Source organism: Streptomyces sp. NPDC086554, from assembly GCF_040686095.1.
Classification (GTDB): domain Bacteria; phylum Actinomycetota; class Actinomycetes; order Streptomycetales; family Streptomycetaceae; genus Streptomyces.
On sequence record NZ_JBFBJK010000016.1, the window covers coordinates 89,320 to 109,802 of the forward strand.

Genomic DNA, 20,483 nt, shown 5'->3' on the forward strand with positions numbered 1-20,483 from the left:
CGGTGGCCCAAGCGCCGATCCCGGTCTCGGTCCTGGTCCTGGTCCTGGTCCCGGGACGACAGACGCAACGCCTGGGCCGTCGGTGGCCGCCGCGGAAACCGGCGATGCCATCGCCCGCGAGGGCGGCACAGCGGTATCCGGCTACATCGGACCCGGCCAGTGGGCGGCGGCCCGGTAGACGTGAGCCGTACGGGGGCCGCCACCTCCGACGAGGGCGGACTGGCCAACACCGGGTACCTGGCGATCGACAGCCTCACGCTGGTACAGCAGGCAGCGCCCCGCTCGCCGGCCGCCTGGCCGCACCAGGTCGGCGTGCTCCCGCCGCGCGCCCTGTCCTTCCAGCACCGGTCCGAGGCCGACCAGCTGCGCACAGCGGCGAGGTCGACGTACTGGTTTGGATCAGCGCGAGCAGCCGCTCAGCAATCACCGCCGGATACGCACAGGCCGCCGTGGAGGTCCTGCCGACATGCGTGGCTGGTGGCCGCCCACTAGCTCCCACGGCCGTGCCCTGGTCACCACGCGCCGACGTGAGGCCGCCCTGACCGGAGCCGACCGACGCTTGGTGACCGTGGGGTTGTTCACCCCTCAGGAATCCGCCGCCTACATCATCGACGCGGACCTGACCACTACGAGCAGCTGGCCACCAGGACCCGCCACGGTGGCGGGGTGTGGCGGCGGATGCGGCTGTTGATCCATCGGCCGATTCATGAGCAAGATCAGTACGCGGCAGTGCGGCGGTGCGGCAGTGCGCGGCCGGATCGGTGCCGGATCATGGCCGTGAAACCGTCTGCCCCCGCATCCCCGCCCCCGCGAACTCCCGCATCCCCGACGGGAAGTCCACCTCCGGCTTCCAGCCCAGTTCGGTCCGCAGGCGGGTGGAGTCCGCCGTCACGTGGCGGACGTCGCCCAGGCGGTACTCCCCCGTGACGACCGGTGCTGGGCCACCGCATGCGGCGGCCAGGGTTCGGGCCATCTCGCCGATCGTGTGGGGATCCCCGCTGCCCGTGTTGTACGCCGCGAACTCGCCGTCGGCGCGGTCCCGCAGAGCCTCAAGCGTCACCGCGTTGGCCGCCGCCACATCGCGTACGTGGATGAAGTCCCGGCGCTGGCCGCCGTCCTCGAAGACGCGTGGAGCGCGGCCCGCGGCCAGGGACGAGCGGAAGAAGGACGCGACGCCCGCGTACGGGGTGTCGCGGGGCATTCCGGGGCCGTAGACGTTGTGGTAGCGCAGCGACACCACGCGGCCGCCGGTGGACCGGGCCCACGCCGCCGCCAGATGTTCCTGGGCGAGCTTCGTCGTCGCGTACACATTGCGCGGGTCGACCGGGGCGTCCTCCGTGACCAGGCCCGGCGTCAGCTCCGCGCCGCAGGAGGGGCAGCGGGGCTCGAAGCGGCCCGCCCGCAGGTCCGACTCCGCGCGCGGCCCCGGGCGCACCATGCCGTGGCGGTCCGCGCAGGTGTAGCGGCCCTCCCCGTAGACCACCATCGAGCCGGCGAGCACCAGGTCGCGGATCCCCGCCCGGGCCATCGCGGCCAGCAGTACCGCCGTGCCCAGATCGTTGCAGGCGACGTAATCGGGCGCGTCCGCGAAGTCCTTGCCGAGGCCGACCATCGCCGCCTGATGGCACACCGCGTCGACGCCGCGCAGCGCACCGTCCACGGCGTCCGGATCGCGTACGTCGCCGATGATCAGCTCTCCGGCGGAGCGGGGCCGTTCCGCCCCGGAGTGCGCCGACGCGATCAACGCGTCGAACACGACGGGCTCGTGCCCGCGCGCCACGAGCGCGTCGACGATCTGTGACCCGATGAACCCGGCGCCGCCGGTGACCAGTACACGCATGCCGCCACGCTAGGCCGACGCGACTGCTTCATCGACGTATCACGGCGTCATGTCACCGGTCCGTAAGAACCTGGCCCGCCTTGAGGGCGTCGGGGCGATGTGCCGTCCAGTTCCCGCCAACTGGTGTGGTGTGGCTCACAAGAGGGGATGTGTGGGCGGGGTGAGTGGAAACGGCGTACCCCTCCGTGAAGAGAGTGACGCGGATGTAAGGATGAGCCGCCATGAGTGCTGGTTGGTGTTGTCGAGCGGGACGGGCCGCGGTGTTCGCCGCCGTCTGTGTACTGCTCGCTGCCCTGGGGCACGTCATGATGTCCGGGAGCCCGGTGTCCTGGTGGGCGCTCGGCGCCGGAACCGTCGGCGCCGGCGCTGCCGCGTGGGCGCTTGCCGGGCGTGAGCGGGGGCTGCCGGCCGTCGTCTCGCTCGCGGTGGCGGCGCAGGCCGCACTGCACTCGGGGTTCTCCCTGGCGCAGACACTCGCGACTCCCCGGACCGGTGGCACGTCCCTCGTCCGGCAGTGGGTGCGCAATGTGCTGTGCCTGCCGTCATCGGACATGGGATCCATGGGGTCCATGGACATGGGGTCGGGGGCGGGTGGCGGCTCCGCGATGTCGTCCGCCATGACCGGTATGCAGCACATGCAGCACATGCAGCACATGCCGGATCCGCAACACGTCGAGTCCATGCAGCACATGGGCGATGCGGGGGCGGCCGCGCACATGCACCACATGGGCGGCATGTCGCCCACCGGGATGCTCGCCGCCCACCTCCTGGCCGCGCTGCTCTGCGGCCTCTGGCTCGCGCACGGCGAACGTGCCGTCTTCCGCATCGCGCGTTCCTTCGCCGGCTGGCTCGTCGCACCGTTGCGGCTGCCCGGCACGGCCCTGGTGCCGGCCCCCCGGCCGCGGGTCCGCCCGCGCCGCAGCCTTTCGGTGCGCACACCGCGGCAGTTCCTCCTCGTGCACGCCATCACTTCTCGGGGTCCGCCCGCGGGGACCGCTGTCGCCTGACAGCCGGTTCCCCGACGTCGCCCGCGCGCCGCGCCCAGCGCCGCGCTCCCCGGTCGGCTCGGGCATCGGCCGTACGTATCCGTACGGCTGTACCTCCAACACCGGACCCGCACCGTGCCCGCCTGCGCGCGCACGGCCGGTCCGCATCCCGGAATCCCGGAATCCCGGATCTCCGGACTCCCGAGAAGGACACCAGGTGATCATTTCTGCCTTGCCCGGCTCACCAGATGAGTCGATAACGGCCTGGGCGCTCGCCGCCCGCGGCGGTGACCCGGAAGCGGTCGAGCACTTCGTGCGAGCCCTGCACCGCGACGTCCGCCGGTACGTGACGTACCTGGGCGGCGACCCGCAGGCCGCCGACGACCTGACCCAGGACACATTTCTGCGGGCCCTCGGCAGCCTGCACCGTTTCGAGGGGCGCTCGTCCGCCCGTACATGGCTCCTTTCCATCGCCCGCCGCGCGGTGATCGACAGCCTCCGGCACGCCGCCGCCCGGCCGCGTCTCTGCGACACGGACGACTGGCAGTCGGCTGCGGAGCGCGCCCAGCCCAGCGGGCTGCCGGGCTTCGACGACGGCGTGGCCCTCGCCGATCTGCTCGCGGATCTGCCCGACGAGCGGCGTGAGGCCTTTGTCCTCACCCAGCTCCTGGGGCTGCCCTACGCGGAGGCCGCGCTGCTCACCGGCTGTCCGGTGGGCACGGTCCGTTCGCGGGTGGCGCGTGCCCGCCTCGCGCTGATGGAACGGCTGCGGGACGCCGAACGCCCCGCGCTCGCGGGCGCGGCGGCCTGACGGGTCGCGCGCGTTCGCGCCGCGCCCGCCCGGCAGCCACGCCGGGCGGCCGCGGCACCCCATGACCGGCGGCCGCGGCCCTCGACGGTCGGCGGCCGAGGCCGTCAGGGCCGCGTCAATGTCCTCGTGACAGGCGCCAGAGTCGCGTCAAGGGCCGTGTCCGCGCGGCCGGGAGGGCGTTCGGTGGAGGAATCTCCCCTAGGGCACTTCCCCCGCTCCCGCGGAAGGCGCCCGAGTAAATCCCCAGGGGAGAACAGGAGTTGAGCGCGAGCCCATGAGCGGCGTACGGCCCGGACAGCTGAAGGTCTACCTCGGGGCGGCCCCCGGCGTCGGCAAGACCTACCGCATGCTCGACGAGGGGCGCCGTCGCGCGGCCCGCGGCACGGACGTGGTGGTGGGCTTCGTGGAGTGCCACCGGCGCCCACGGACCGAGGCGATGCTCGACGGCCTTGAGGTCGTCGAGCCCGTCAACTGCGGCTACCGGGGCGGCGAGTTCCCTGAGATGGACCTGAAGGCCGTGCTTGCACGGCGCCCGCAGGTCGCGCTCGTCGACGAGCTGGCCCACACGAACGCCCCCGGCGGCGGCCGCAACACCAAGCGCTGGCAGGACGTCGAGGAGCTCCTCGCCGCCGGGATCGATGTGGTCACGGCCGTCAACATCCAGCACCTGGAGTCCCTCAACGACGTCGTCGAGAAGATCACCGGCGTGCCGCAGAACGAGACCGTGCCCGACGACGTGGTCCGCCGCGCCCAGCAGATCGAACTGGTCGACATGGCGCCCGAAGGCCTGCGCCGCCGCATGGCGCACGGCAACATCTACGCCCCGGCGAAGGTCGACGCCGCCCTCTCCAACTACTTCCGCCCCGGCAACCTCACCGCGCTGCGCGAACTCGCCCTCCAGTGGGTGGCGGGCCAGGTCGACGTGGCGCTCCTGCGGCACCGCTCCGAACAGGGCATCGCCCGCGTGTGGGAGGCCCGCGAACGCGTCGTCGTCGCGCTGACCGGCGGCCCCGAGGGGGAGACCCTGATCCGCAGGGCCGCCCGCATCGGTGCTCTGCCGCGGGCGCTCACCTTCGTACGGGCCGGGCAGGCCCCGCAGGACCGCGGCGATCTGCTGGCCGTGCACGTGGCGCGCAGCGACGGGCTCGCCGCCGGGGCCTCGCACTCCGCCCTGGTCCGCCAGCGCCGTCTCGTGGAAAGTCTCGGCGGCAGCTACCACTCGGTCGTCGGGGACGACGTGCCCACCGCCCTGGTGGAGTTCGCCCGCGCGGAGAACGCCACCCAGCTCGTCCTCGGCACCAGCCGGCGCGGCCGCCTCGAACGGTTCCTCACCGGCAGCGGCATCGGCGAGACGGTGGTCGCGCTCTCCCAGGACATCGATGTCCACATGGTCACGCACGAGCGGGCGGGCCGCGGCAGGCTGCTGCCGTCCCGCCGCCGTACGCTGCCGACCTCGCGCCTGGTCGCGGGCCCGATCGCCGGTCTTGTCCTGCCGGTCCTGCTGACCTTCGTGCTCGACGGTCTTCGCGGTCCGCTGGACCTCACCAGCGAGGCGCTGCTCTATCTGCTCGCCGTGGTGGGCGTGGCCTGCATCGGGGGCGTCGCATCGGCGGTGATCGCCTCGCTCACCGCTTCGCTGCTGCTCAACTACTGGTTCATGCCGCCGGTCGGCGAGTTCACCATGGCCGACCCGAACAGCATGCTGGCGCTGGGTGTCTTCGCCGTCGTCGCGGCGACGGTCGCGGCCGTCGTGGACCGGTCGCTGCGGCTTTCGCGGCGCTCGGCCCGCGCCACGGCCGAGGCGGAGACGATGTCCTCGCTCGCGGGCAGCATCGTCCGCGGCGACGAGGCGATTCCGGCACTCCTGGAACGTATGCGGGAGACCTTCGGCATGGAGTCCGCCGAGCTCGTGGACGAACCGCCGGGCGCCGGTGCGTCGGGGACGGGCGGCACCTTGTCCGTGCCGGTCGGTACCGGCTCCTGGCTGCTCCTTCGCGGCCGTACGCTGCCGTCCTCGGAGCGCCGGGTGCTCGCCGCGTTCGCGGCGCACGTCGGCGCCGCCGTGGAGCGGGCCCGCCTCGCCGAGCGGGCGGCCGAGGTCGAACCCGTCAAGGCCGCCGACCGGATGCGCACGGCGCTCCTGAGAGCCGTCGGCCACGATCTGCGGACTCCGCTCGCCGCGGTCCTTGCCGCCGTCAGCTCGCTGCGCAGCCGTGACGTGGACTTCTCCGCCGAGGACCGCGACGAACTGCTCGCCTCCGCCGAGGAGTCCCTGGCCAAGCTGGCCCGACTGGTGGAGAACCTCCTGGACATGAGCCGTCTGCAGGCCGGCGCACTCACCCTCAAGACGCGCGCCACGGCCCTGGAAGAGGTCCTTCCGCCCGCCCTGGACTCGCTGCCCGCGCACGCGACGGACATCGAGGTACGGAGCCTGGAGGAGATCCCCGCGGTGCTCGCCGATCCTCCGCTCCTGGAACGGGTCATCGCCAACCTCGTGGGCAACGCCGCCCGTCACTCGCCGCCCGGAGCCCCGGTCCTGGTCTCCGCGAGCGCGCTCGGCGGCCGGGTCGAGCTGCGCGTCGTCGACCGGGGCCCGGGCGTGCCGCCCGCCGACCGGGAGCAGGTCTTCGAGCCGTTCCAGCGGCTCGGCGACACCGACAACACCACGGGCCTCGGCTTAGGGCTCGCCCTGTCCCGGGGGCTCACCGAAGCGATGGACGGCACGCTCACCCCGGAGGACACCCCGGGCGGGGGCCTCACGATGGTCCTCTCGCTGCCGTTCGCGGAGGTCGAGGGAATGGGGGCAGACCGATGACACGCGTGCTTGTGGTGGAGGACGACGCCCAGCTCGTACGGGCTCTCGTGATCAACCTGCGGGCCCGCGGGTACGGGGTCGAGACCGCCCCCGACGGTGCGACGGCGCTGCGGATCGCCGCGGCGCAGCGGCCCCACGTCATCCTCCTGGACCTGGGCCTTCCGGACATGGACGGCATCGACGTGCTCACGGCTCTGCGCGCCTCGACCCGGGCGCCGGTCCTCGTGCTCACCGCGCGGCGTTCCGCGCCGCAGAAGGTCGCGGCGCTCGACGCGGGAGCCGACGACTACATCACGAAGCCGTTCAGCATGGACGAACTCCTGGCCCGTCTTCGCGCCGCCGTCCGCCGCACCCGGGCCGTGCCGTTCACCGGCGAGGCGGTGGTCGTCACGACGGACGAGTTCACCGTCGACCTGGCCGCCAAGAAGGTGCGCAGGCGCGGACACGACGTACGCCTGACCCCGACCGAATGGCAGCTCCTGGAAATACTGGTCTCCCACCCCGGGCGGCTCATCACCCAGCGCCAGCTCCTCGCGGACGTATGGGGCTCGTCCCGCAGCGACAAGACCAACTATCTCCGCGTCTACATGGCCCAGTTGAGACGCAAACTCGAAGCGGACCCGTCCAGCCCGCGGCACCTCATCACGGAGCCGGGCATGGGTTACCGCTTCGAGATCTGAGAACCGAGCGCCGCGCGCTGGGTCGGTGAGAGGCGGTCCGGTCCGGCTTGCCGCAGGGCGTGGGCGACGCGTGACGGGGGCCAGTCCAGGGCCGCGGCCAGTTGGTCCGCGGTGAGGGGCCGGGCCGAGTGCAGGAGGGCGGCGAGCACGGTCAGGGCGTCGTCGACGGCCGTGGGGCCGCCGCTCATGTCGTCGCTGAGGGTCGCGAAGAATCCGCTCATCCGGGCCAGGCGAGCTCCCGCCGGTGTGGCCGCGTCGAGGAGGCCGACGCCCCGCAGGGCGGTGTCCGCCCACTGCGCGTGGGTCCGGGCACTGGTCGTCCAGGCCCGCAGCCATACGTCGTCGTCGACGACGTACCTCTCGCGCCGCTGCCCGGGCTCGCGCACCCGGCGGATCACGCCGAGGGACTCCAGATAGCCGACGGCCTTGGACACCGACGCGGCGCTGACCCGCAGCCGCCGGACGAGTTCGGCGGCGGTGAGACTGCCGGAGTCGTCCGTGATCAGGCGGGCGAGCACCCGCGCAGGCATCCGCGGGAGCCCGGTGCTGACCATCAGCGTGGCGAGCTGTTCGGCGAAGTCGCTGACGACGTCGGGGTCGCGGCCGTGGGCGTCGGGCGTTGCCGACGGATCCAGGGGCGTGCGTGGCGTGCGGCGCCGGGCGCGCCGTTCGGTGGCCAGATGGGCGTGGTCCACCCGGTAGGCGGAGGGTCCGCCGTTGCGGGCCACCTCCCGGCTGACGGTGGACGTCGGTCTGCCGAGCCGCCGCGCGATCTCGGCGTAACCGAGCCCGTCGGCGAGGCCCGCGCCGATGTCCCGGCGGTCCTGGTGGGTGAGCCTGCCTCCGGGCACGCACACCGCCTCCTTGCGTTTGACGGCAATGCCATTGCAACGAATGCCGTGAAATCCCTTGTTGGAGCAGCCTACTTGGCGGCTTCGTCATTGATGGCGTACTGAACGCAACGTAGCTTCGCGGCTGTATCCAGGGATATCCCGGCGATCCGGCGAGGAGTTGACGTGATGACGACCGGCAAGGACGTCGTGCTCGATGTCGAAGGGCTGCGCATGCGGTACGGCGCGACCGACGTCCTGCACGACGTGACGTTCCAGGCACACCATGGCGAGGTGGTGGCCCTGCTCGGGCCGAACGGGGCGGGCAAGACCACCACCATCGAGATCCTGGAAGGGTTCCGCATCCGCTCGCGGGGACGGGTCGCGGTGCTCGGCACGGACCCGGCGGACGCCTCCGAGGCCTGGCGCGCCCGGATCGGTGTCGTGCTGCAGTCCTGGCGCGACCACGGCAAGTGGCGGGTGCGGGAGCTGCTCGCGCATCTGGGCACGTACTACGCCCCGTACTCCACCGAGACGCGCCGGCGCCCGTGGGACACCGACGAGCTCGTGGCCGAGGTCGGTCTCACCGCTCACGCGGGCAAGAAGATCAAGACGCTGTCCGGCGGGCAGCGGCGCAGGCTCGACGTGGCGATCGGCATCGTGGGCCGCCCCGAACTGCTCTTCCTCGACGAGCCCACCGCGGGCTTCGACCCGCAGGCGCGCCAGGAGTTCCACGCCCTCGTGCACCGGCTCGCCGACGACCACGAGACGACGGTCCTGCTCACCACGCACGACCTCGACGAGGCGGGGAAGCTCGCCGACCGCATCATGATCCTGTCCGGCGGGCGCATCGTCGCGGACGGCACGGCGGACGATCTCGCCCGGCGGATCGCGGGCGAGGACGAGGTGCGCTGGACGCGCGACGGGCAACGGTTCGCCACGTCGACGGCCGACTCCACGGAGTTCGTACGCGGCCTCTTCGGGCGGTACGGCGAGGAGATCGGTGAACTGGAGGTCCGCAGGGCCTCGTTGGAGGACACGTACCTGGCACTGGTGCGCGACGGCGAGGCGGTGGCCCGATGAGCAGCACGCACGCGATGGCGACGAAGGGGACGGGCCCGACGCGTCCGGCGGCGGTGGCGCTGCGCGCCGGCTGGAGCCGCGGCCTGATCGAGCTGCGGCAGTCCTTCACCAACGGCGCCGACCTGCTGTCGCATCTGCTCTGGCCGGTGCTGATGCTGATCGTTCTGTTCTTCCTGCGGGACACGACGTTCGGTACGAGCGGACTCCTGCTCGGCACCCTCGCGCTGCCCAGCATCCTGGGGATGAACGCCGCGATGGGCATGGTCACCATGAGCCAGGTGCTCACCGCCGAACGCGAGGACGGCACGCTGCTGCGGGCCAAGGCGACGCCGAACGGGATGCGGGGCCACCTCATCGGGAAGGTGATCTCGGTGGCGGGCGGACTCCTGGCCGACCTCGCGATCCTGCTGATCCCGGGCGTCCTCCTCGTCGACGGCCTCGCGGTGGGCGGCGCGGGCTCCTGGCTGACGCTGACCTGGGTGCTCGTCCTCGGCATGGTGGCGACCCTGCCGATCGGCGCGGTCCTCGGCTCGGTCTTCACCAGCGCGCGCAGCCAGGGTCTTGTCCAACTGCCGGTCCTCGGCCTGATCGCGGTCTCCGGCATCTTCTACCCGGTGACAGCGATGCCGCAGTGGGTGGAGTGGCTCGCCCAGGCGTTCCCCATCTACTGGCTCGGCCTCGGCATGCGCTCCGCCCTGCTTCCGGACAGCGCGGCCGCCGTGGAGATCGGGGAGTCCTGGCGGCACTGGGAGACCGCGGGGGTACTGGGCGTCTGGGCCGTGGTGGGGCTCCTCGTGGCGCCGGTCGTCCTTCGCCGCATGGCACGCAGGGAGTCGGGGTCGAGCGTGGCCGAGCGGCGGGAGCGGGCGTTGCGGAGGGTGGGGTAGGTGCGGCGACATGTTTGGGCCGTCGCCGGTGGGCGCTCGGCCAGCTCGGCGCGGGCCGCGTGTACCTCGTCCACGGCCTGGCGGTGCCTGCCCTCGTGGGCACAGTGCTCGGCCTGGTCGAGAGGAGCGCGGCCCGGTCCGGATGGAGGCGGCCGTCAGCCCCGCCGGTGCTCGGCCAGCTCGGCGCGGGCCGTGCGCACCTCGTCCACGGCCTGCCGGTGCCCGCCCTCGTGGGCACAGCGCTCGGCCCGGTCGAGAAGCGAGCGGGCCGAGTCCGGATCGGTTGCCGCGCGGACGCGGGCCAGCGCCGTGAGCGCGAAGGCGAGCACCGTTCCGCCGAACGGCTCGGCGAGCCCGACGGCCGCGCCAGCCAACTGCTCGGCCTCGTCCGCCTCGCCGAGCAGCAGATGAAGCTCGGCGAGGTTGGCGCGCTCGAAGGCGGTGGCCGTGGGCCGCCCTGCCTGCTCGGCGAGCGTGAGCGCGCGCCGCCCGTGCTCCAGCGCCTTGCGGTGCCGCCCCGAGCGGCGGGCGTTCTCGCGCAGCACGGAGAGGACCGTGGCGAGCAGCGCCGGGTCACCGGACTCCTCGGCCGGCACGAGAGCCCGCTCGGCGGGTGCGATCGCTTCCACATTGCGCCCCAGCAGGCCGTGGCAGGCGGCCTGTTGGGCGAGGGACCTGGCGAGGAGGGCGGCGTGTTCGGCCTGCCGGTCCGGACGCCGATGCCCGGCGGCCTGCTCCGGGCGTCCGGCGGTCGCGGTAGCGGCTCCGGACGGTGCGGTCGCCGACGGTGGCCCCGGTCGGGCGGGCAGCGCGTCCCGGACGTCCGTACGCAGCAGTTCCTCCGCGCCCCGCGCCGCCGCGAGCCCGGCCTCGTACTCCCCGTCGTTGAAAAGGATCACCGACTCCGCCATGCGGTGCGCGGCGTGCACGGCCGGGGCGGCGTCCGGCCGCGGTGGATGGCCCGCCAGGGTGGCACGCGCCTCGTCGGGCGTGGTGGCGCGGGACAGCACTTCCGCGAGCCGCGCGGCCGTCAACGTGCAGGCGTCGGGTCTTTGCTGGAGTTCGTACGACGCCAGCGCCTCGCGCAGTACGTGCACCGCGTCGGCATAGCGGCCCGAGCGCTCCAGGGTGCGGGCCAGGGCCACCCGGACCCGTGCCGCGTCCGCCTCCGGCTCCGGCTCCGGCGGGTGGTCGAGCGCCGCGCGGTAAAGGCGGGTCGTCTCCGGGGCGGGGCGTGCGCCCAGGTCGGCGGAGTCCATGGCCGCGGCGCACCGCTCGTACTGGCGGGCCGCCGCGCCCCGCATCCCTTGCCGCAGGTACGCCCCGATCAGCACGCGGTGGGCCCGCTCGTCGGCGGGGGCGGACTCCAGGGCGAGGCGCGCTACGGCCGCCGCCTGCTCCGCGTCGCCCGCGTCGAGCCGGGCCCGCGCGAGGGCGAGGGCCACCCGGACCCGCAGCTCGGCCAGGCGGGTGCGGTGCGGCTCGGCCCATGGCGCGTAGCGGTCCTCGGGAAGCAGGTCTCCGGTGAACGCGTCCAGGGCGGCGGCCAGTTGGGCAGTGTCGCCGCCCGAGAGCGCACGCTCCGCCAGGGACCCCGCCCGGTCCGCGTCGACCACGACCCTGCCGGGCGCCAGGCGCAGCAGCGCCCCGTCGGCCACCACGTAGGACGATGCGGCCCGTGGCGTCAGTTCGGGCTCCAGGGCGTGGCGGGCGGCGTGCAGCGCCACCCGCAGGTTCCGCTGTGCGGCGGGCAGTTCGGCATGCGGCCAGCACTCCGCCATGAGGTGCTCGCGGTGCAACTGGTGCCCCGGGGCGAGGGCGAGGAGTTTGACCACGGTGCGGGCGCTCGGCCGCGGCCACCGCTCGGAGGGCGGCACCCCGGAGGCCCGTTCCGTGCGGAATCCGCCGAGCAGTCTGATGCGGAGTGTTGGAGGAGCGCCCATGGGAGCAGCACTGTAACCGCTTGCCCCCACCGGCCTGTTACCGGTGAATTACTGGCCGGATCCCGCCCCTCGTAGCGGCACGTCAGACGAGTGCCGCGTGCCTGATCACGTCGACTTCGCACCGGCGGGACAGAGCCCCGGAGAACGCGTTGACCTGCGCAAAGGGCCTCCCGAAGATATGTGCCGAGCACCGCCGCCATCCCCGTGTCCCCTCTGGAGGAAGCGTGAAGCGTTCCCAAGCCCTCGCCGTGGGCGTCGCGTTGCTGCTCTCGGGCAGTGTCGTGGCGGCCGACGCCGCCGACAACCCGGCTGCCCCCGCGGCCGGTCACTCCGCCAAGCGCCCGTCGGCCGACGCCACTTGGTGCACCGAGCAGGGCGGCTCCCCGCAGCAGCAGGTCCCGTACTACACCAAGACCGGAACCCAGATCGTCCAGCTCGGCGGCGAACGCGAGATGTGCGTCTTCACCGGCGAGGACGGTACGAAGATCACGATCGGAGCCGACACCCTGGCCGCCGACAAGCCGACCCTGGCCGCACTCGCCTACATCCACAAGCCGGCCGACCCGGGCGGCCACCCCGGCAACCCGTCCATCGGCTACTGCGAGTCCATCAACGGCACGGCCATGTACGGCCCGAAGGCGACGGACGGCGGCGGCTGGGCCGAGAAGGGCGAGACCGACGCAAGCAAGGTCGTCGCCGCCTGCATGTTCGGCGACGGCTCGGTGATCGACGCCTGGGGCCTCAAGTACCACACGGGTGGCGTGATCCGGGGCGCGGACCTGACGAAGAAGTTCCGCGCGGACATCCCGTAGGGGACGGGCGGGCCCTCCCGGGCGCGGCTCGTCTGGAGTGACGTACCGCTCGCGATGGCTGACCTTCTCGCGGGCTGGACGGGGCTCGGCATGCGCTCGGCGCTGCCGCCGGACGGCGCGGTCGCCGTGGAGATCGGCGCGGCGGGGCCCAGCGGTCGGAGAAGGAGCTGCGGCGTGTGGGCCGGCCGGGGTGGGCCTCCCGGGCGCCACCGGAAGCGGCGGATGTTGATGCCGACTCACGATGCCGAGGTCTGGCACCAGCGTTACAGACCCCGGCGTATGGCTCGGCTCGTCTGCTTTTGCGGCCCTGACCTGGGTGTTTACCTGGGGCGGGGCCGTTTGGCGTTGGGGGTGCTGTTCCCGGCTGACCTGGGGTGTTCCCAGGAGTTCCCGCGTGTTTTGTGCACTGCGTGTGCATTGATCTTGAGACTGGGAGCGACGGCATGTGGTTGGACAGGTGAAACAACGCGTTGCATGACGGCCCAGTGGACCGCGGGTCACGGAGGCCATGGCGCGGGGCAGGGTGCCGGTGCGGACCTTGGAGTCGTCCTCGCGGAACGTGCGGTCCCGCACGTGGTGCAAGAGGTTCTCGATACCCCAGTGGCCTCTGATCCAGGTGGCGAGCTCGGTGCAGGTGGCGTCGAAGACGCTCGGGCCGGTGATCAGGGGGCGCAGCCCGAGGAGGCGGCGGCCGACCCGGTACGGGGCAACGCGAGAGCTGGATGGCGCAGCCCTCGCGCATCGCGGGGATCGGTGACCAGGATCAGGAAACGCCCCAGGTCAGCGACAGCACTTGAGGTGAGGGGAGCACTCGGGAAGCCCAGCTGCTCCGGCGCGGAAGGGATGGGCGATGATGCCCGGGCAGGCACGGTCTCGCTCGGTTCTCATGAGTCTCGACAACCGCACGATCACCAGCACCGTGCCTGCTCTGCTCTCCGGGGCCTCTTGCCACATAACGAATATGACGCCACGTCAGTCGCGAGACCGGCGAACCGGACCAAGCCCCATCACGCCATGCCCCCGGTGCTGCCCGAGGGGGCGGCCCGGACCGCCGGCATGCGCTCGGCGGACCACGACCGTCCTGCCGCCTGCTTCTGCGTCATCCTCGCTTTGCCCACGGTCGGGAACGTCGGGGGAGGGCTCGTCAGCCGCCAACTCACGTTACTGCCGGGGTAAACGAACTGTCAGTTACGCCACTTTTGAGGGCGTGATCTACTTGCGTGGGCCACTTACGCGATAGTGTCAATGTCGCTATGCAGTGTACGAGTTGCACGGGGGACCGCTTGTTACGGATGTCCGAGATTCATTGGATCTGGCCGAGACCTCCCGCTTGCCCACTATCGTGGGTTATTCGGCGATGACTTTTCTCTTTATTTACGTACTGTGAATTCTATTGCTGTGCGGTATTGCTGTGCAGTTTCCCTGATGGAGCCTCGCAGAGCGCAGACGTACTCGGGTTTGGCCCGGGCCCATAGTCGCGCCCCGGAACCGCAGGGATCACTGTGCTGTTTTATGGGGGGATGGTTTAGGGATGTTACTCGTCCATCGTGATGGCGAACTCGGTCACCTGAAAGCCGCGCTGGCGGAGTGCTCCGGTGCCCGTTCGCGGACGATTGTCGTGGAGGGCGGCGTCGGCTGCGGCAAGAGCGCCCTGCTCGCCGCCTTCGCCGAGTACGCGGAGGAAGCGGGCGCCACCGTGCTGAGCGCGCGCGGCATGGGTGCGGACCCGGAGAAGTACATGACCGTGCTCCATCAGCTGAACGCTCAACTGCCGTCCGGGGCGCAGCCCGAGGAGGCGGCGGCCGACCCGGTACGGCACTTGTCCGACGCACTGCGTGTCCTGTCGCGGCAGGGGCCGATCGTGATCTGCGTGGACGACGCCCAGGACACCGACCACGCCTCGCTGTTCCGGCTCTTCCAGGCCGTCGGCCGCGAACCGCGGACCTTGATGGTCTTCGCGGAGAGCCTCCATCTCCCGCACCGCGACCCGGTGATCAAGACGGAACTGCTGCGGCAGTCCGACTCGCTACGGATCCGCCTCGGCCCGCTGGACAAGAAGGGCGTCGCCGAGATGGTCGACGGCAGGGTCGGCGGCCCGCACTTAGGCACGGTCGTCGATCAGCTGCACCGCATCAGCGCCGGAAACCCGCTGCTCCTGCGCGCACTGATCGAGGAGTGCTGCCGCTGGGACGACGCCGGGGCCGACGCGGTCACCGAACCACAGCCCATGGAAGGCGGGATGTACGGACAGGCGGTGCTCACCTGCCTGTACCGGAGCGGAGAAGTGGCCCTGCAGTTAGGGCACCTCCTCGCGGTTCTCGAGGAGGTCGCCACCCCCGAACTGGTCGCGCGGGTCAGCGGCCGTCCCTCGGCGCAGCTCGACCACCACATCCAGGCGCTGCGTGGCGCCGGCATCATCGACGGCCTGCGCTACCGGCACCCGGCCGCCCGCGCCACCGTGCTGGCCGACATGCCCCCCGCGGCCCGCGAGGCACTGCACCGCAGGGTGGCCTCCGTGCTGTATGAGGCGGGCCTGCCGTCCCCGGTGGTCGCGACACAACTGCTGCTCGGGCGCTGCGGTACCGAGCCCTGGCAGCAAGTCATCCTGCGGCACGCGGCGGAGGATGCACTCACCGAGGACGATGCGTGCCGCGCCATCGACCTGCTCGAACTCGCCCTGGAGAACTCCCCGGACGACGAACAACGCATCGAGATCCTGCTGCGGCTCGGCCTGATCACCTGGCGCATCGACCCGGCCGCCGTGGAGTCCGGGTACCTGCCGGAACTCATCGCCTCGATGCGGGCCGGGCGCCTTTCCCCCGCCGCCGTCAGCGTTCTCGTACGGCTCCTGATCGCCCACGGCCGCATTGAGGAGGCCTTGGAGGCGCTGCACCAGCAGGGTGTGGACCAGCACAGCGCACCGGAGGCCGAGAGCGAGATCGCCCCGGACGTCGCCTGGATGTGGGTGCGCTACAGCTTCCACGCGCTGGAGTTCCCTGACGAGGGCCCTGCCACGGTGCCCGGGGCGGCACCCGACGGCGCGGACCCGCGCATTCCGGGGATGCCGCGGCTGAAGAGTTCCGCGGAGACGCTGCTCACGCACGACCCGACACAGTGGGTGTCGGCTGCGGAGAACTTCCTCAAGGTCACCCCGCTCACCGACTCCGCTGTGGGCTCGCTGTGCAGCGCCATAAAGGCGCTGCTGTTCGCGGACCGCCTGGACTCGGCGTGGGACTGGTGCGAGCAGCTCGTCAAGGAATCGCAGCGACGGCGTTGCCCGGGCTGGGAGGCGGTGTTCGCGGTGATACAGGGAATGGTGGCGGTACGTCAGGGCCGCCTGGCCGACGGGCTGGCCTGCATCGAGCAGGCCCAGAGTGTGCTGCCGGAGCGCACCTGGAGCGTTCTCGTCTGCGGCGCGCGCGCCGTCCTCGGCGTCATCTACACCGAGATGGGAGCGTACGAGGAGGCCACCCGGCTGTTCGACCTGCCGGTGCCCGTGGACCCGGAGAAGAGCATCTTCTGGCTCGGCTACCTCCGAGCCCGCGGCTGCCTGCACCTGGCCACCGACCGGCCGCACGCCGCGCTCTCCGACTTCCTGCGCGTCGGCAAGATCGCCCGCCGCCTCGGCCTCGACCACCCGCTCATAGTGTCGTGGGCCTACGACGCGGCCGAAGCCTGGATCCGCCTGGACGAGCCGGAACAGGCGTCCGAGCTGCTGGCCCAGCAGGAGGTGAAGAAGCTGCCGAGCAACGGCCGCAGCAGGGGCATCGCCCTGCGCCTGAAGGCTGCCCTCGCCCCGGTCGCCGACCGTCCCCGACTGCTCGGCCAGGCCGTGGAGTTGCTGCACGACACGGGTGACTTGCTGGAGCTGGCCAAGGCCTTCGCCGACCTGGCCGTCGCGCACGAGAGTACCGGCAGCCCGAATCGCGCCGACGCCGCCCGCCGTCGCGCCTGGCACCTGGCCCGGGAGTGCGGGGCCGGACCGCTGTGCTGGCGGCTTGACCGGGACGGACGCATCGGCGCCCTGTCCGCCCAGGAACGCGTCGTGCTCAAGGACGACGAGTCGACCCCGCTGGCACCGGGCAAGGTGACCCAGGCCGAACGCCGGGTGGCTGGACTCGCCGCCCGCGGACGCAGCAACCGCGAGATCTCGCAACGGCTCAACATCACCATCAGCACGGTCGAGCAGCACCTCACCCGCGTCTACCAGAAGCTGCAGATCTCCCGGCGGGACCAGATCCCGGTCGACCTGTAGCGAGCCGCACGCCGGTCGGCGAGTCCTGGGCACAGTGACCGAGGCGGTCCGGCTCCGTACGCGCATGTCCCCGTGACCTGGCTCCGCCGGAGCGGGTCACGGGGACCGATGCGGAGGGCCGGCGGTGTCCGCCGGGCTGTCGCGCCGTGACGAACCCCGGCGGACTCAGAGGCTGAGCTTGATACCGAGCTGGGCCAGCATGGTGGCGTTGTCGCTGATCGTCCAGTGCTCGACGATTTTCCCGTCAAGTACCCGGCTCATGTTGAGCATCGTCATCTCGAATACCTTGCCGCTCGCAGGCGCCCCCATGAATTCCACCGAGTGGGTGCCGCGCGCCACGCACCGGGTGGCCACCATGTCGCCGGTCTCCACTATCTGCTGGACCTCGGCCTGCATATCCGGGAAGAACGCCTGGGTGAACTGCCACACCCCGAGCCAGCCCTCGCGGTCGCGCGGCGTGCCCGGCGGGTGCTCGGCGTCGGCGGAGGTGCCGGGGAGATGGGCGATGATGTCCGGCGCGATGACCTCGCGCAGCGCCTCCAGGTCATTCGAGTTGAACGCATCGTAAAGACTGCGAACAGTTTCCGAGGGCGTTTTCGACATGGTGCTCCGTCCGAACGATGGGTGTACCAAAGGCTTGCAGGAGATGGACTCTAGGAGCTCCGCGACGGACGCCACAACCCCAGAATAGACACCCCTAGCCGGTGCAAGCGCCGGGCTCGCAGGAGGAGTTGTCTAGGGGTCTAGGGGGGCGGACCTAGGGGCTGACGGGGGGCCAGTACCCGACCTAATCTGACCATCGTGCAAAGCAATTCTCGTCCGCAGTGAATACGAAGGGTGCCGGGCCCCGTGGATTTCGATCTCACCGAAAAGCAGCGGAAACGCTTCGATGACATTCTGGGTGAAGTCCGTACCCGGCTCGGATCCTCGAACACACCGGACGGCCAACATTTCACCCGCGCTCAGTGGAAGACCGCCGCGGACATCGGCCTCACCGGTCTGTGCCTGCCCACCGAATGCGGTGGCGGCGGCCTCGGTGCCCTGGACACCGCGCTGTGTCTGGAGGCATTCGGACAGGGCTGCCCCGAGACCGGACTCGTCTTCGGTGTCTCCGCTCACCTGCTCGCCTGCGCGGTACCGGTCCGCGACCACGCCCAGGTCGAGGTCCGCGGCGAACTGCTCACCGGCATGGCCAGCGGCGACCTGATCGCGGCGAACGCGATGACCGAGGACGAGGCCGGATCCGACGTCGGTAACCTGGCCGTGACCGCCCGACGCACCGGCGACGACTACCTCCTGCACGGCGACAAGTCATTCGCCAGCAACGCGCCGCTCGCCGACCTGTTCGTCACCTACGCGGTCACCGCACCGAAGGCCGGTTTCCTCGGGGTGTCCGCCTTCGCGGTGCCCGCGGAGCTGCCCGGCGCCGAAGCGGGGCCGCTGTTCGACAAGATGGGGCTGGCCGGCTGCCCGGCCGGCCGGGTGTCGTTCCGTGACTGCCATGTGCCGGCCGAGTACCGGCTCGGCGCCGAGGGCCAGGGCAGCGCCATCTTCCAGCAATCCATGGGCTGGGAGCGTGCCTGCCTGTTCGGCGGCTACCTCGGCATGATGAATCGCCAGCTCGATGAGTGCGTCCAACGCGCCGACGGTAGAAGGCAGTTCGGGCGCCGCATCGCCGAGTTCCAGGCCGTTTCGCACCGTATCGCCGGCATGAAGCAGCGTCTGGAGAGCGCGCGACTGCTGCTCTACCGCGCTTGCTGGCTGATGGACCAGGAGCGCGACTACACCTCCGCGGTCGCCCTGTCCAAGTTGGCCGTGTCGGAGGCCGCGGTAGCCAACAGTCTCGACGCGATCCAGATCTTCGGTGGCGAGGGCTACCTGCGCCACGCCGGCATCGAGCGCCAGCTGCGCGACTCCGTACCGACCACGCTCTTCTCCGGCACCTCGGAGATCCAGAAGGAACTCATAGCCAGGGAGCTGGGACTGTGAGCAGTCGGACGACCGAATCCCTGAGTACCGCTGACGCCCTGCACCGGCCGGTCATCGAGGCCGCCCGCACCATGCCCGGCCGGCTTGCCGTGGCCGGCCCCGGCGCCGAGCTGACCTACGCCGAACTCGACCGCACCGCCGACGCGTTGGCGCACCGGCTGCGCGACCTCGGCGTCCGCCCGGGTGACCGGGTCGTGCTGTACGCCGCCAAGTCGGCCGCGGTCGTGGTCGGCATGCAGGCGGTGCTGCGGCTCGGCGCCGCGTACGTGCCGGCCGACGGTTCGTTGCCGGTGGCCCGGGTGTCGACCATGGCCCGGGACTGCGCTGCGGCGGTGGTGCTCGTCGACGGCGCACGCCTGGCCGCGACGGCGGCCGACCTCGACGGCGGGATCCCGTGCGCGGAGCTCGCCCAGGAGCCCGACCCGGCGGCCACCCCTGTCGACGCCGCCGTGGGCCCGGACGACCTCGCGTACATCCTCTACACCTCCGGCTCCACCGGCACCCCCAAGGGCGTCTGTGTCAGTCACCGCAATGCCCGCGCCTTCGTGGACTGGGTGGTCGACGAGCTCAAGCCCACTGCCGACGACCGCTTCTCCAGCCATGCGCCGTTCGGCTTCGACCTCTCGGTGCTCGACTTGTATGCGGCCTTCTCCGTCGGTGCCAGCGTCCACCTGATTCCGCATGAACTCGCCTACGCGCCCGCCCAGTTGGTGGACTTCGTGTACGAGCAGCGGATCACCGTCTGGTACTCCGTGCCTTCCGCCCTGACGCTGATGATGCGCGACGGAGGACTCCTCGACCGGCCCGCGCCACCGGCGCTGCGCACTGTCCTGTTCGCCGGTGAACCCTTCCCGATCGCGCAGGTCAAGGCGCTCGCAGCGCAGGCCCCGGGACGTCGGCTGCTCAACCTCTACGGCCCGACCGAGACCAATGTGTGCACCGCCCACGAGGTCACCCCCGCCGACCTGGACAGCGAAAGACCGCTGCCGATCGGGCGGGCCGTCAGCGGCGACCGGGTCTGGGCCGAGGCGCCCGACGGCGGTCGCGCGGCAACGGGCGAGGAGGGCGAACTGCTCGTCGACGGCCCCACCGTCATGCTCGGCTACTGGGGCCGCGAGCCGCACGGCGACGGCCCGTACCGCACCGGTGACCTGGTGCGCGAACTGCCCGATGGTTCCTACGCCTACGTCGGCCGGCGCGACCACATGGTGAAGGTGCGCGGCCACCGGATCGAACTCGGCGAGATCGAGGCCGTGCTCGCGCTGCACGAGGACGTGGCCGAGGCCGCGGTGGTGGTCACCGGCACCGGCATGGACACCCGGCTGACCGCGTTCGTCCTGCCCGCGCAGGGCCGCGAGCCCGGCGTGCTCGGCCTCAAGGCCCACGCCTCCCGCCAACTGCCCCGCTACATGCTCGCCGACGACGTCCGCATCGTGGCCGAACTGCCCCGTACCGCCAACGGCAAGACCGATCGCAGGCGGCTCGCCGCCAGCCTTGAGGAGTCCGGCTCCTGACCGTGTCCGACCGCCGTCCCGCCCGCCACGTCCGGTGG

The 20,483-nt window shown here is 71.7% G+C and carries 14 protein-coding genes and 1 pseudogene; 10 read left to right on the forward strand and 5 right to left on the reverse strand.

What is annotated here, in order from left to right:
- Positions 1-769: 769 nt before the first annotated feature.
- Positions 770-1,840: an NAD-dependent epimerase/dehydratase family protein gene (locus AB0O76_RS25975; protein ID WP_365495835.1), complete on the reverse strand. Its 1,071-nt coding sequence runs from the start codon at positions 1,838-1,840 to the stop codon at positions 770-772.
- A gap of 221 nt (positions 1,841-2,061) precedes the next feature.
- Here AB0O76_RS25975 and AB0O76_RS25980 point away from each other — a divergent pair, with 221 nt between their 5' ends.
- From AB0O76_RS25980 to AB0O76_RS25995, 4 genes are all read left to right on the forward strand, one after another.
- Entirely contained in the window at positions 2,062-2,847 is a 786-nt protein-coding gene (locus AB0O76_RS25980; RefSeq protein ID WP_365495836.1) for a hypothetical protein, read from the forward strand.
- A 211-nt stretch (positions 2,848-3,058) separates the two neighbouring features.
- A complete protein-coding gene (locus AB0O76_RS25985) occupies positions 3,059-3,637 on the forward strand; it encodes a sigma-70 family RNA polymerase sigma factor (RefSeq protein ID WP_365495838.1) in 579 nt (192 codons plus the stop codon).
- A gap of 274 nt (positions 3,638-3,911) precedes the next feature.
- Positions 3,912-6,452, forward strand: coding sequence for an ATP-binding protein (locus tag AB0O76_RS25990; protein WP_365495840.1), 2,541 nt, complete (start codon positions 3,912-3,914; stop codon positions 6,450-6,452).
- On the forward strand, positions 6,449-7,132 hold the full coding sequence (locus AB0O76_RS25995) for a response regulator transcription factor (RefSeq protein ID WP_365495842.1): 684 nt from the start codon (positions 6,449-6,451) through the stop codon (positions 7,130-7,132). Before AB0O76_RS25990 ends, AB0O76_RS25995 begins: the two co-directional genes overlap by 4 nt.
- On the opposite strand, the gene AB0O76_RS26000 is transcribed toward AB0O76_RS25995, so the two are convergent.
- On the reverse strand, positions 7,114-7,983 hold the full coding sequence (locus AB0O76_RS26000) for a MarR family transcriptional regulator (protein WP_365495844.1): 870 nt from the start codon (positions 7,981-7,983) through the stop codon (positions 7,114-7,116). The genes AB0O76_RS25995 and AB0O76_RS26000 overlap by 19 nt on opposite strands.
- A gap of 168 nt (positions 7,984-8,151) precedes the next feature.
- Between AB0O76_RS26000 and AB0O76_RS26005 the strand changes: the two genes are divergently transcribed.
- Both AB0O76_RS26005 and AB0O76_RS26010 read left to right on the forward strand, forming a co-directional pair.
- A complete protein-coding gene (locus AB0O76_RS26005) occupies positions 8,152-9,045 on the forward strand; it encodes an ABC transporter ATP-binding protein (protein WP_365495846.1) in 894 nt (297 codons plus the stop codon).
- A 14-nt stretch (positions 9,046-9,059) separates the two neighbouring features.
- On the forward strand, positions 9,060-9,932 hold the full coding sequence (locus tag AB0O76_RS26010) for an ABC transporter permease (RefSeq protein WP_365495979.1): 873 nt from the start codon (positions 9,060-9,062) through the stop codon (positions 9,930-9,932).
- 155 nt (positions 9,933-10,087) lie between these two features.
- On the opposite strand, the gene AB0O76_RS26015 is transcribed toward AB0O76_RS26010, so the two are convergent.
- Positions 10,088-11,875, reverse strand: a complete 1,788-nt coding sequence (locus AB0O76_RS26015; protein WP_365495848.1) for a BTAD domain-containing putative transcriptional regulator — start codon at positions 11,873-11,875, stop codon at positions 10,088-10,090.
- Between the two features lie 224 nt (positions 11,876-12,099).
- Here AB0O76_RS26015 and AB0O76_RS26020 point away from each other — a divergent pair, with 224 nt between their 5' ends.
- Positions 12,100-12,687, forward strand: a complete 588-nt coding sequence (locus tag AB0O76_RS26020) for a hypothetical protein (protein WP_365495850.1) — start codon at positions 12,100-12,102, stop codon at positions 12,685-12,687.
- Between the two features lie 504 nt (positions 12,688-13,191).
- On the opposite strand, the pseudogene AB0O76_RS26025 reads toward AB0O76_RS26020, so the two are convergent.
- A pseudogene (locus AB0O76_RS26025) lies at positions 13,192-13,296 on the reverse strand (ISAs1 family transposase); the annotation flags it as partial.
- A 922-nt stretch (positions 13,297-14,218) separates the two neighbouring features.
- Between AB0O76_RS26025 and AB0O76_RS26030 the strand changes: the two are divergent.
- The gene (locus tag AB0O76_RS26030) at positions 14,219-16,942 is read left to right on the forward strand and encodes an AAA family ATPase (protein WP_365495852.1); all 2,724 of its coding nucleotides are present in this window, start codon (positions 14,219-14,221) and stop codon (positions 16,940-16,942) included.
- A 165-nt stretch (positions 16,943-17,107) separates the two neighbouring features.
- On the opposite strand, the gene AB0O76_RS26035 is transcribed toward AB0O76_RS26030, so the two are convergent.
- A complete protein-coding gene (locus tag AB0O76_RS26035; RefSeq protein WP_365495854.1) occupies positions 17,108-17,545 on the reverse strand; it encodes an ester cyclase in 438 nt (145 codons plus the stop codon).
- Positions 17,546-17,791: 246 nt separating this feature from the next.
- On the opposite strand from AB0O76_RS26035, the gene AB0O76_RS26040 reads away from it, so the two are divergent.
- Together AB0O76_RS26040 and AB0O76_RS26045 are read left to right on the forward strand one after the other, a co-directional pair.
- The gene (locus tag AB0O76_RS26040) at positions 17,792-18,931 is read left to right on the forward strand and encodes an acyl-CoA dehydrogenase family protein (RefSeq protein WP_365495856.1); all 1,140 of its coding nucleotides are present in this window, start codon (positions 17,792-17,794) and stop codon (positions 18,929-18,931) included.
- Complete coding sequence (locus tag AB0O76_RS26045; RefSeq protein ID WP_365495858.1) at positions 18,928-20,445, forward strand: amino acid adenylation domain-containing protein; 1,518 nt, start codon at positions 18,928-18,930, stop codon at positions 20,443-20,445. Before AB0O76_RS26040 ends, AB0O76_RS26045 begins: the two co-directional genes overlap by 4 nt.
- Positions 20,446-20,483: the final 38 nt, after the last annotated feature.

Coding starts and splice junctions, on each gene's coding strand:
- AB0O76_RS25975 (WP_365495835.1), bottom strand. CDS start 1,840: ATGCGTGTACTGGTCACCGGCGGCGCCGGGTTCATCGGGTCACAGATC.
- AB0O76_RS25980 (WP_365495836.1), top strand. CDS start 2,062: ATGAGTGCTGGTTGGTGTTGTCGAGCGGGACGGGCCGCGGTGTTCGCC.
- AB0O76_RS25990 (WP_365495840.1), top strand. CDS start 3,912: ATGAGCGGCGTACGGCCCGGACAGCTGAAGGTCTACCTCGGGGCGGCC.
- AB0O76_RS25995 (WP_365495842.1), top strand. CDS start 6,449: ATGACACGCGTGCTTGTGGTGGAGGACGACGCCCAGCTCGTACGGGCT.
- AB0O76_RS26005 (WP_365495846.1), top strand. CDS start 8,152: ATGACGACCGGCAAGGACGTCGTGCTCGATGTCGAAGGGCTGCGCATG.
- AB0O76_RS26010 (WP_365495979.1), top strand. CDS start 9,060: ATGGCGACGAAGGGGACGGGCCCGACGCGTCCGGCGGCGGTGGCGCTG.
- AB0O76_RS26015 (WP_365495848.1), bottom strand. CDS start 11,875: ATGGGCGCTCCTCCAACACTCCGCATCAGACTGCTCGGCGGATTCCGC.
- AB0O76_RS26030 (WP_365495852.1), top strand. CDS start 14,219: ATGTTACTCGTCCATCGTGATGGCGAACTCGGTCACCTGAAAGCCGCG.
- AB0O76_RS26035 (WP_365495854.1), bottom strand. CDS start 17,545: ATGTCGAAAACGCCCTCGGAAACTGTTCGCAGTCTTTACGATGCGTTC.